The organism is Streptomyces sp. NPDC000594 (genome assembly GCF_040299965.1).
Classification (GTDB): Bacteria; Actinomycetota; Actinomycetes; order Streptomycetales; family Streptomycetaceae; genus Streptomyces.
Genome location: NZ_JBEPCY010000006.1, coordinates 14,622 through 27,139, shown reverse-complemented (window position 1 = coordinate 27,139; position 12,518 = coordinate 14,622). Strand labels below are relative to the sequence as shown.

General features: G+C 75.0%; 2 protein-coding genes and 1 pseudogene. All 3 read left to right on the top strand.

Features of this window, described 5'->3' with window-relative positions; all coding sequences use genetic code 11:
* Nucleotides 1–19: 19 nt before the first annotated feature.
* A pseudogene (locus tag ABT354_RS11540) lies at nucleotides 20–4,444 on the top strand (type I polyketide synthase); the annotation flags it as partial.
* 400 nt (nucleotides 4,445–4,844) lie between these two features.
* Nucleotides 4,845–11,177 (top strand): type I polyketide synthase, encoded by a 6,333-nt coding sequence (locus tag ABT354_RS11535; protein ID WP_502983389.1) that lies wholly within the window; start codon nucleotides 4,845–4,847, stop codon nucleotides 11,175–11,177.
* A complete protein-coding gene (locus tag ABT354_RS11530) occupies nucleotides 11,174–12,511 on the top strand; it encodes a cytochrome P450 family protein (protein WP_351492105.1) in 1,338 nt (445 codons plus the stop codon). The genes ABT354_RS11535 and ABT354_RS11530 overlap by 4 nt, the downstream gene beginning before the upstream one ends.
* The last annotated feature ends 7 nt before the right edge of the window (nucleotides 12,512–12,518 follow it).

Genomic DNA, 12,518 nt, shown 5'->3' with positions numbered 1-12,518 from the left:
AACCACGGGGTGACGAAACATGGCTGACGAGCAGGAGCTACGCGCCTATCTGAAGCGGGCCACCATCGAACTCCACCGGGCCACCACCCGCTTGAGGAAGGTGGAGGAACGGGCCCATGAGCCGATCGCGATCGTGGGGATGGCCTGCCGTCTTCCGGGCGGGGTGGGCTCGGCGGAGGAGCTGTGGGACCTGGTGGAGTCGGGGACGGACGCGGTCTCCGGCTTCCCGGTGGACCGGGGGTGGGACGTCGAGGGCCTGTACGACCCCGACCCCGGCGCGGTGGGCCGCACCTACTGCCGCGAGGGCGGTTTCCTGCACGGGGCGGGGGAGTTCGACGCGGGCTTCTTCGGTATCTCGCCGCGTGAGGCGCTGGCGATGGATCCGCAGCAGCGGTTGTTGCTGGAGACCTCGTGGGAGGCGCTGGAGGGGGCGGGCATCGACCCCCGGGGCCTGCGCGGCAGCCGTACCGGCGTCTATGTCGGCGCCTGGGACGGCGGCTACACCAGGGACATCGATGTCTCCACGGCCGAGCTGGAGGGCGACCTGCTGACCGGCGGGGTCGTGAGCTTCAGCTCGGGCCGGATCTCCTATGTGCTGGGGCTTGAGGGCCCTGCGGTATCGGTGGATACGGCGTGTTCGGCGTCGCTGGTCGCACTCCACCTCGCCGTGCAGGCACTGCGGCAGGGCGAGTGCGATCTCGCCCTGGCCGGTGGTGTGACGGTCATGGCCACCCCGGCGGTCTTCGTGCAGTTCTCGCGGCAGCGGGGTGTCTCCCCGGACGGCCGCTGCAAGGCGTTCTCGGACACGGCGGACGGCTTCGGCCCCGGCGAGGGTGTGGGGATGCTGCTGGTGGAGCGACTCTCGGACGCGCGGCGGCTGGGACACCGCGTGTTGGGTGTTGTACGGGGCTCCGCGATCAACCAGGACGGCGCGTCGAACGGCCTGACGGCGCCGCACGGCCCGTCGCAGGAACGGGTGATCCGCCAGGCGCTGGAGAACGCGGGCCTCGGCCCCGACCAGGTCGACGCGGTCGAGGCACACGGTACGGGGACCAGCCTGGGCGACCCCATCGAGGCACAGGCACTCCTCGCCACCTATGGGCAGGGGCGGGGGGCGGACCGTCCGCTGTTCGTGGGGTCGTTGAAGTCGAACATCGGTCATGCGCAGGCGGCCGCAGGTGTCGCGGGTGTCATCAAGATGGTGATGGCGATGCGGTACGGGGTGCTGCCGCAGACGCTTCATGTGGATACGCCGTCGTCGCATGTGGACTGGTCGTCGGGTGCGGTGGAGGTGCTGGACCGGGCGCGGGATTGGCCGGATGTTCAGCGGGTCCGTCGGGCGGGTGTGTCCGCGTTCGGGGTCAGTGGGACCAACGCGCATGTCGTACTGGAGCAGGCTCCCGAAGAGCCGGAAGTTGAGCCTTCCTCGTTTGCCGCCCCCGTGCCGGTGGTGGTTTCGGCCGGGTCGGCGGACGGTCTGAGGGCGGGTCTGGGGCGTCTTGCTTCGGTGGTGGAGCGGGGCGGTTCCGTTGGGCTGGGTGAGGTGGGTTGGTCTGCGGCTCATCGTTCGGTGTTCGGTCATCGTGCCGTGGTGGTGGCCTCGGACCGCGATGGCCTGCTGGAAGGCTTGCGGGTTCCCGTCTTCTCGGGTGTGGCGGGGTCGGTGGGTCGGACGGTGTGGGTCTTCCCCGGGCAGGGGACCCAGTGGCCGGGGATGGGCGCGGAGCTTTTGGACGCGTCGCCGGTGTTCGCGGCGCGGATGGCCGAGTGCGCCCAGGCTCTCTCCGGGTTTGTTGAGTGGGACCTTCTGGATGTGGTCCGCTCGGGGGGTGATCTTGACCGGGTGGATGTGATCCAGCCGGTGACCTGGGCCGTGATGGTGTCGCTGGCCGGGGTGTGGGCGTCTGCGGGTGTGGTGGCGGATGCGGTGGTGGGCCATTCGCAGGGTGAGATCGCGGCGGCTGTGGTCGCGGGGGCTTTGAGTTTGGAGGACGGTGCCCGGGTGGTGGCGCTGCGGTCCCAGGCCATCGGCCGGGTCCTGGCCGGTGCGGGCGGTATGGCGTCGGTGGCGTTGCCGGTGAGTGTGGTGGAGGAACGCCTCACGAGCTGGGACGGCCGACTGGGCGTGGCTGCGGTGAATGGCCCCGGGATCACGGTCGTCTCCGGCGAGGCGGAAGCGGTCGGCGAGTTCGTCACCGCCTGCGAGACGGAGGGGGTTCGGGCGCGCCGGGTGCCGGTGGACTACGCATCCCACTCCGACCAGGTGGAGGCGATCGAGGAAGAGTTGGCCGTTCTGCTGGCGCCGGTCGTGGCACGTGAGCCGGTCATCCCCTGGTACTCGACAGTGAACCCCGGCCGTGTCGCTGAGGCGTCTGCCGATGCTGGCTACTGGTATCGGAACCTTCGCCAGCGGGTCCGGTTCGCCGACGCCGTGGAGTTGCTCCTCGCGGACGGTTTCGGCGCGTTCGTCGAGGTGAGCGCGCATCCCGTACTCACCATCGGCGTCCAGGAACTCGCCGACCGGGCATCCCGCGACGACATCGTCGCGGTCGGAACCCTCCGACGCGGCGAAGGCGGCCTGTCCCGCCTCTGGGCGTCGATGGCGGAGGCCTTCGTCGCCGGAGTGACCGTCGACTGGAAGGCCGCCTACGCCTCTCACGGACTCGCCACCCGCCGGATCGACCTCCCCACGTACCCCTTCCAACGCCACCGCTACTGGATCGAGAGCACCCCGCGCAGCCTGGATCGGGGCCCTGGTGCCCGGCCCACCGGCATCGAGGCGTGGCGCTACCGGGTGGTGTGGAAGGGGCTGTCGGCGGGTGAGGCCCCTCGGCTGTCGGGGCGCTGGCTGCTGGTCGTACCGGAGGGCGTGGAGTCCGTACCGGTGGAGGACATCGCCGATGTGCTCACCCACCACGGCGCCACCGTGGAGCGGCTGGTGGCCGACCCCGTGGCCCTGGGGCGCGATGGGCTCGCCGCGCGGCTCTCGGGTTCCTGGGACGGCGTGGTCTCCCTGCTCGGGATGGACGAGCGACCGTACCCGGACCGTCCCGTACTCGACCGTGCCACCGTCGGCACGGTGCTCCTGGCGCAGGCCGTATCCGATACGGGTACGGGGGCGCGGCTGTGGTCCGTCACGCGCCGGGCCGTCGCCGTCTCGGCCCGGGAGCGGCCGTCCACGGCCGGGGCGCAGGTCTGGGGGGTCGGCCGTGGCATCGCGCTGGAACTCCCCGGGGTGTGGGGCGGCGCGGTCGACCTTCCCGACGTGCCGGACGCCGTCTGTCTGCGCCGGCTGGTCTGGGTGCTGTCCGGAGCGGCGGCCGAGGACCAGGTGGCCGTACGCGCCTCCGGTGTCTACGGCCGCAGGCTGGCGCCCGCCGGCGGAGCGCCCGGTGACGGCCGTGCGTACACCCCTCGGGGGACGGTGTTGGTGACCGGGGGTACGGGTGCGCTGGGCGGTCGGGTGGCGCGGTGGCTGGCGGCGAACGGTGCCGGTCATGTGGTGCTGACCAGCCGCCGGGGCGAGGAGGCACCGGGCGTCGCCGAGTTGGTGGCGGAGGTGGGTGCGCTCGGTGCGCGGGTCACGGTGGTGGCGTGCGACATGGCGGAGCGGGACGCGGTCGCCGCCCTGCTGCGGGAGCATCCGCCCACCGCCGTCTTCCACACCGCGGGCGTTCCGCACTCGGGCGACTTCCTGTCCCTGCGGGTCGACGACATGGCCGGCGTACACGGTGGAAAGGTGGCCGGGGCACACCATCTGGACGAACTCACCCGCGACCGGGATCTCGACGCCTTTGTGCTGTACACATCGGGCGCCGGTGTCTGGGGCAGTGGCGGCCAGAGCGCGTACGGCGCGGCGAACGCGGCGCTCGACGCGCTGGCCGAGCGGCGCCGTGCCGACGGTCTGCCGGCCACCTCGATCGCCTGGGGCCTGTGGGGCGAGGGCGGCATGGGTGAGGGGGAGGGCGAGGAGTTCCTCCGGGAACGCGGGCTGCGCGCCATGGCTCCCGAACGAGCCCTGGAGGCCCTCGGTACGGCCCTGGGACGCGAGGACACCTGTGTGGTCGTGGCGGATCTGGATCTGCCCCGGTTCGCCCGGTCGTTCACCGCGTTCCGGCCCAGTCCGCTGATCGCCGATCTGCCGGGCACGGGCCTGGCGGAGGAGCGGCCCGGGAACGGGAGCGACGACGGGCAGGGGCTGTCGGAACGGCTCTCCGGCGTCGGCCCGGTGGAGCTGCGGGAGCTGCTGCTCGACCTGGTCCGCCGCGAGGTGGCCGTCGTGCTGGGCCATGCCGGGCCCGAGGGCATACCCGCCGATCAGGCCTTCAAGGATCTCGGGTTCAGCTCGCTCACGGCGGTCGAGGTCGTCACCCGGCTGGGCCGGGCGCTGGGCACCAGGCTCCCGACGACCCTGGTGTTCGACCATCCGACCCCGGAGGCGGTCGTCGGCCATCTGGCCGAGGTGTGGGAGGACCGTCGCCGGGAGGCGGGGGAGCGGGACGAGGAGCAGCGGATCAGGACGGCGCTGGCCTCGCTGCCGCTGGCCGTGCTGCGGGAGGCGGGGGTGCTGGACGAGTTGCTCGCGCTCGCCTCGGCCCGCGAGGAGGGGGCCGTCCGGACGCCACCGTCACGGGTGCGGTCCTCGGAATCCACCGGCGCCGACACCGCCGAAGCCCTGGACGCCATCGACGAGTTGGACAGCGACGCGCTGATCGCCCTCGCACTCGGCGGGTCCGGTTCCTGACCGCACCCGCCGTCCTTTCCCCTCCCCTCCCCTCCCGTCCCTTCCCCGTCGGTACACCGCGCCGGACAGTTCCGCACCACTCCGAGAGGAACACCCACCCATGGCCATGTCCTCCTCCCAGACCTCCACCGAGAAGCTGGTGGAGGCCCTGCGTACCTCCGTCAAGGAGGTCGAGAGGCTCCGGCAGCGCACGCGTGAACTTGAGGACGCCGCCCATGAGCCCATCGCCATCGTCGGTATGGCGTGCCGCTATCCCGGTGGCGTCGACTCGCCCGAGGCGCTGTGGGAGCTGGTCGCCGACGGGACGGACGCGATCGGGCCGTTTCCCTCGGACCGGGGCTGGGACGTCGACGGTGTCTACGACCCCGACCCGGACGCCCGGGGGACCACCTACTGCCGCGAGGGCGGGTTCCTCGCCGGAGCCGCCGATTTCGACGCCTCCTTCTTCGGTATCTCGCCGAGGGAGGCCGTGGTGATGGATCCCCAGCAGCGCCAGCTCCTCGAAGTCTGCTGGGAGGCCGTCGAACGGGCCGAGATCGCACCCGGGACGCTGCGGGGCAGCCGGACCGGGGTGTACGTGGGCGCGGCGCATGCCGACTATGTCTCCGATCCCGGCCGGGTCCCGGAGGGTTCGGAGGGCCATCTGCTGGCGGGCAGCGCGGACGCGGTGCTGTCGGGGCGGGTGTCGTACGCCCTCGGGCTGGAGGGTCCCTCGATGACCGTCGAGACGGCCTGCTCCTCCTCGCTGGTGGCGCTGCATGTGGCGGTCGCGGCGCTGCGGCGCGGTGAGTGCGGGCGGGCGCTGGCGGCGGGGGTGGCGGTCATGCCGGACCCGGCGGCGTTCGTCGAGTTCTCCCGCCAGAAGGGGCTGGCGGCCGACGGGCGCTGCAAGGCGTTCTCGGCGGCGGCGGACGGCACCGGGTGGGCGGAGGGTGTCGGGGTGCTGGTGCTCCAGCGGCTGTCCGACGCACGGCGCGAGGGCCGGCGGGTCCTGGGTCTCGTCCGGGGCTCGGCGGTCGGCCAGGACGGCGCCAGCAACGGGCTGACCGCGCCCAGCGGCCCGGCCCAGCGGCGGGTCATCCGCCAGGCGCTCGCTGATGCCCGGCTGACCGCGGACCAGGTCGACGCCGTGGAGGCGCACGGCACCGGCACCCGGCTCGGCGACCCCATCGAGGCGGGCGCCCTCATCGGCACCTACGGCAGGGAGCGCCCGCCCGGCCGGCCGCTGTGGCTGGGGTCGCTGAAGTCCAACATCGGGCACGCCCAGGCCGCCGCGGGGGTCGGTGGTGTCATCAAGATGGTGATGGCGATGCGGCACGGGGTGCTGCCGCGGACCCTGCACGCGGAGGAACCGACCCCGCACGCGGACTGGTCGGCGGGGTCCGTGCGGCTGTTGACGGAGGCCGTCCCCTGGGAGCGGGCGGGCGGCCCCCGGCGGGCCGGTGTCTCGGCCTTCGGGGTCGGCGGGACCAATGCGCACATCGTCCTGGAGGAGGCGCCCCCGCCGCCCGACGAGCCGGGCGGGCCGGTCGACGCGCCGGGTGAGCCGGCGGCCGCCGTCCCCGTGGTGTGGGTCCTCTCGGGGCGCGGCGAGGCCGCCCTGCGCGACCAGGCGGGCCGGCTCCACCGCCGGCTGTGCGGGGAGCCGGACGCCCGTCCGCTCGACATCGGCTACTCGCTGGTGGCCACCCGTACCGCGTTCGAGCACCGGGCCGTGCTCCTCGGCTCCTCCCGCGCCGAACTGCTGGACACACTGCGGGAGTTCGCGGCCGGTGGCCGTGGACCGGCGGTGGTCGACGGAGTGCGGCGGCGCGACGGGAAGGTCGCGTTCATGTTCACCGGGCAGGGCAGCCAGCGCGCCGGGATGGCCGGCGGACTGCGCGCCGCCTTCCCGGTCTTCGCCGCCGCGCTCGACGGGGTCACCCGACGGCTCGACCCCGGGCTCGACCGGCCGCTCTCCGCCGTACTGGAGGCCGCGCCCGGCAGCCCCGACGCGGAGCTGCTGCACCGTACTCGGTACACCCAGGCGGCGCTGTTCGCCGTCGAGGTGGCGCTCTTCCGGCTGCTGGAGAGCTGGGGCATGCGGCCGGACCGGCTGCTCGGCCACTCGGTCGGTGAGATCGCCGCCGCCCATGCCGCCGGGATCCTCGACCTGGACGACGCCTGCGCCCTGGTCGCCGCGCGCGGCCGGCTCATGGAGGCCCTGCCGCCCGGCGGCGCGATGGTGTCCGTACGGGCGACGGAGGCGGAGGTCCTCGACCTGCTGGCCGGGTCGGACGCCGGGGACCGGGTGGGCGTCGCCGCGGTCAACGGCCCCCGGTCCGTGGTGATATCCGGCGCCGAGGAGGCGGTGACGGCACTGGCGGGTCGGTTCGCCGCACAGGGCCGTGCCATCAAGCGGCTCCGGGTGAGCCATGCCTTCCACTCGCCCCTCATGGACGGCATGCTGGCCGACTTCCGCCGGGTCGCCGCCGGGCTGCGCTACCGCGTCCCGCGCATCCCGATCGTCGCCCATACGACGGGCGAGCGGCCCGTCACCGCCGAGGAGCTGTGCGACCCCGACTACTGGGTGGGCCACATCCGGCGGACCGTGCGCTTCCACGACACCCTGCGCACGGCACGCGCCCAGGGCGTGACCACCTTCGTGGAACTGGGCCCGGACGCGTCGCTGAGCACGATGGCCGAGGAGTGCTTGGCCCCGGGCACCGCCGAGGCGGCCGAGGCGGCCGAGGTCCTCGTGACCCCCGAGGCCCCCGGCGCCGCCAGGACGGCCGAGATCCCCGGGATCCCAGGGGGCGCCGGACTCCCCGGGGTTACGCGGATTGCCGGGAACTCCGAGACTCTCGCGGCCTCCGGGAGCCCTGAGTCCTCCGGCGCGGCCAAGGCCACCGAGGTCCCCGAGGCCCCCGGGACCTCCGAGATGGCCGAGGCCTCTAGGACCTCCGGCTCCGCCGAGACAGCCGAGGCCCTCGGGACCACCCCAGGGATCTCCGGGGCTTCCGGGGTTACGTGGATCGCCGGGAACTCCGAGTTCCTCGGGACCTCCGGGAGCACCGAGACGGTCGAGGCTTCCGGGAGCCCCGAGTCCTTCGGCGCGGCCAAGGCCCCCAAGGCCACCGAAACCCCCGGGACCGCCGAGGCTCTCAGGGTCTCCGAGACCTCCAGGGTTCCTGAGACCTCCGGGGTCACCGATTTCGCCGGGGCCTCCAGGATCTCCGGGACCTCCGGCGCTGCCGAGACTGCCGAGGTCCTCGGGACCCCCGGGCTCTCCGGGGCCATCAGGACGGCCGAGATCCCCGGGGTCCCAGGGGTCCCCGGGATCGCCGGGAACTCCGGGAGCCCCGAGGCCTCCGGCGCGGCCAAGGCCGCCAAGGCCACCGAACCCCCCGGGACCGCCGAGGCTCTCAGGGTCTCCGAGACCTCCGGGGGCCCCGGGGGTACCGATCTCGTCGGGGGTGGCGGCTCCGAGGTGGTGATCGTGCCCGTGCTGCGCCGGGCTCCCGGGCGCGGGGCCGGATCGGTGGTCGCGGTGGACGCCGGAGTCGTCAGCATGCTGCGGGCGGTGGCCACCGCGTACACCAGGGGTGCCACCGTCGACTGGACCGCGCTCTTCGCGGGCTCGGGCGCCCGGAGCGTTCCGTTGCCGGTGTACGCCTTCCAGCACCGCCGGTACTGGATCGAACCCGGCACCCCGGCCGCGCGCGCTCTCGCCGACTGGCGCTACCGCACCGACTGGCGGCGCCTTCCCCCGGCCGCGCCCCGGGACCCGGGCCGCCCGGCCGCCCCCCGACACTGGCTCGTGGTCCATCCCGACCGGGGCGGCGGTGTCGGGCTCGCCGACGCCGCCGAGCAGGCGCTGACCCGCACCGGAGCCGTCGTCACCCGCCTCGCCGTCGACACGGCCGCCGCCGACCGGGCCTCGCTCGCCGCCGCCCTCGCCCGGTCCCTGCCGGGCCCGCTCCGAGGTGACACAGTCGCCCCCGTGCCGGGCGTGCTGTCCCTGCTGGGCGCCGATGATCGGGAACAGCCCCGGCACGGGCCGGTGGCCACCGGGGTGCTGGCGACCCTGGCCCTGGCCCAGGCGATGGAGGATGAGGCCGTGTCCGCTCGCCTGTGGTGCGTGACCCAGGACGCGGTGGCCGTGGCGCGCACGGAGCGGCCCACCGCCGCCGGTGCCCAGCTGTGGGGGTTCGGCAGGACCGCCGCGCTGGAGATGCCCGCGCGCTGGGGCGGGCTGCTCGATATGCCCGGCTCCGCACAGGACACCCACTGGGCGTCCGCGGTCCGGCTGCTCGACGGCCCCGAGGACCAGATCGCGGTACGGGACCGGGGCGCCCACGGCCGCCGGCTGGTCCGAGCCGAGGCCGACCCGGACGGCCCCCGCTACCGGCCGCGCGGCACGGTGCTGGTCACCGGCGGCACCGGCGCCCTCGGCGGGCATCTCGCCCGCCGACTGGCCCGCGACGGCGCCGAGCACCTGGTGCTGCTGAGCCGGCGCGGTCACCGGGGCCCCACCGCCGCCGCGCTGGAGGCCGAGCTGCTGGAGCTGGGCGTCAAGGTCACCTTCGCCGCCTGCGACGTCGCGGACCGGGACGCGCTGGCCGGGGCGCTGGCCGCCGTACCGGCGGACACCCCGCTCACCGCGGTCTTCCACACCGCCGGCGTCCCGCAGGTGAGCCCCCTCGGCGCCACCGACGCCGCCCTGTTCGCCGAGGTCTGCTCCGGCAAGGTCCTCGGGGCCCGTCACCTCGACGAGCTGACGCGCTCCCACGACCTGGACGCCTTTGTGCTCTTCGCCTCCGGCGCCGGGGTCTGGGGCAGCGCCGGCCAGAGCGCGTACGGCGCGGCCAACGCCGAACTGGACGCCCTCGCCCAGCGCCGCCGGGCCGACGGCCTTCCCGCCACCTCCGTCTCCTGGGGGGTCTGGGCGGGCGCGGGCATGGGCGACGAGGGGGGCGCCGAGTACCTCCGCCGTCGCGGGGTGCGCGCCATGGCACCGACGGCGGCCCTCGATGTCCTGGTCCGCGCCATCAACGGCGAGGAGCCCTGCCCCACCGTCACGGACATGGACTGGCCCCGCTTCACGGACGGCTTCACCGCCTTCCGGCCCAGCCCGCTCATCTCCGAACTGCCGGGGACGGAGCCCGCCCCCGGCCTCGCGGACACCCCGCCGGCCGCGGAGCCGACCGCTCCCCGGGCCGCCGCCCTCATCGGGGGGCTGGCCCGCGAAGACCGCCCGGCCGCCCTGCTGGCGCTGATCCGCGACGAGGCCGCAGGCCTCCTCGGACACCCCGGCCCCGAGGACATCACCCCCGACGAGCGGTTCCTCGGGCTCGGCTTCGACTCCCTGGCCACCGTCCGGCTCCGCCGCCGTCTCGGCGCGGCGCTGGAGATCGAGCTGCCCGCCGGTGTGCTCTTCGACCATGACACCCCCCGCGCGCTCGCCGGTCATCTGGCCGGCCTGCTCACCGGCGCGTGGGGGAACCGGCCCGCCGGGGCGACGGACGGGGCGACGGACAGGGCGGCCGAGGGCGCCGGCGGTGACACGGCACCGCCCGCCGTACGGAGCGGCCTCACCGCCCTGTACGAGGAAGCCCTCCGGACCCGCCGGGTCGGCGAGGCCATCGACCTGCTCGCCGCGGCCGCCGCCTTCCGCCCCGCCTTCCACACCGTCGGCGAACAGCCCCTGACCCCGGTCGCCATGAGCGGCGCCACCCGTACCACCGGCCCGGCCCGGCCGCTGCTCATCGGCTGCGCCGGTACCTCCGTCGGGTCGGGCCCGCATGAGTTCCTGCCCCTCGCCCGCGCGCTCGACGGGCGGTGCGACTTCGCCGCGCTGCCCCAACCCGGCTTCGCGGCGGGCGAGAAGCTGCCGGCCTCGCTCGACGTGCTCCTCGACGCACAGGCCGACGCCGTGGCCCGGCACACCGCCGGCCGGCCCTTCGCCCTGCTGGGACACTCGGCGGGCGCCAATATGGCCCATGCCCTCACCCTTCGGCTCGAAGCCCGGGACGCCGGCCCGGCCGCCCTGGTCCTCGTGGACATCTACACACCCCGCGACCCCGGAGCGATGGGCCTGTGGCGTCACGAGATGCTGGACCTGGTCGCCGACCGCGCCGCCGTGCCGCTGGACGACACCCGCCTCTGCGCGGTGGGCGCCTACCACCGCATGCTCCTGGACTGGTCGCCGGCGCCCACCCGCGCACCGGTTCTGCATCTGCGCGCCTCCGAGCCGTTCGGTGCGTGGGCGGGCGAGCCGGACGGCTGGAAGTCCCGCTGGGAGTACGCCCATACCGCCGGGGAGCTGCCCGGTACGCATTTCTCGCTGATGGGCGAGTACGCGCCCGCCGCCGCGCGGGCCGTGCTCGATTGGCTCGACGGTCCGCGTCCGGGCCCGGCGGCCGGGTCCACCGACGATGGGAGGAACGAGTGAGCCCCGCACCGAACACGCACCCACCGACCGCGGACGTACCGAACACGCACCCACCGACCGCGCCCGCGCCCGCCGCGGACGTACCGACCGCGGACGTATCGGCCACGGACGGCCTCGCCGCCACCGGCCGGCGGCTCCAGCTGACCCGCGCGGCCCAGTGGTTCGCGGGCACCTGCGGCGACCCCTACGCGCTGATCCTGCGGGCCGAGGCCGCCGACCCCGGCCCCTACGAGGAGCGCGTACGGGCCCTCGGTCCGCTCTTCCGTGGCGAGCTGCCGGACACCTGGGTGACGGCGAGCCGGGTCGTCGCCGACACGGTGATCGACTCGCCGGACTTCGACGGCCGCACCGGCGACGGCCCGCACCCCGGCGCCCGGGAGCTGCCGCTCGCCGGCACCGCGCTCGACGCGGACCGCGCGGCCTTCGGACGGCTGGCCGCCCGCACCGCCTGGGGCGGGCCGCTGATGCCGGCGCCGCACCGGCGGGCGCTGCGCGAGTCGGCCGAGCGGCACGCCCGCACCCTCCTCGACCCCCTCGCCGACTCCCTCGCCTTCGGCGGCACGGCCGACCTCCTCGACGCGTACGCCCGCCGGCTGCCCGCCCTGGTGATCCGCGAACAGCTCGGTGTGCCGGAAGCGCTCACCGAACCCTTCGCCGACGCGCTGGCCGGCTGCCGCCGCACCCTGGACAGCCTGCTGTGCCCGCAGCTCCTCGCGGACGCCGTCGCCCTGGCGAAGGCCGAGGCCGATCTGACGGCCGTCCTGGGGAGGTCGGCGGCCGGCCGGGACCCCGAGGCGGTCGCCGCCGCCCGCGCCCTGGCCGTCGGCGCCGCCGAACCCACCGCCACCCTCGTCGGCAACGCCGTACGGACGCTGCTGGAGCGGCCCGGACAGTGGGCCGCGCTCGCCCAGGACCCCGGCCTCGCCCCCGCCGCGGTGACGGAGACCCTGCGCGTCATGCCACCCGTACGTCTGGAACAGCGGGTGGCCCGGGAGGACACCGAGATCCTGGGGGAGCGGATACCCGCCGGTGGCAGGCTCGTCATCCTGGTCGCCGCCGTCAACCGCGACACCGACCCGGCCCCCTTCGATCTCGCCCGGCCCTCGCCCGGCCCGTTCGGGCTCCCCGCCGATCTGCACTTCCGCCTCGGCGGACCACTGATCGCCGCCGTCGCCGAAGCGGCGCTCGGCGCGCTCGCCGCACGGCTGCCCGGCCTGCGCGCCGCGGGCCCGGTCGTCCGGCGCCGCCGCTCACCCGTGCTGCACGGGTACGCCCGCTTCCCCGTCGCCGCCGCCCCGGCGGCATCCGACCCGTCCGCCGCCCCTGGCGCCTGAGGAGGGA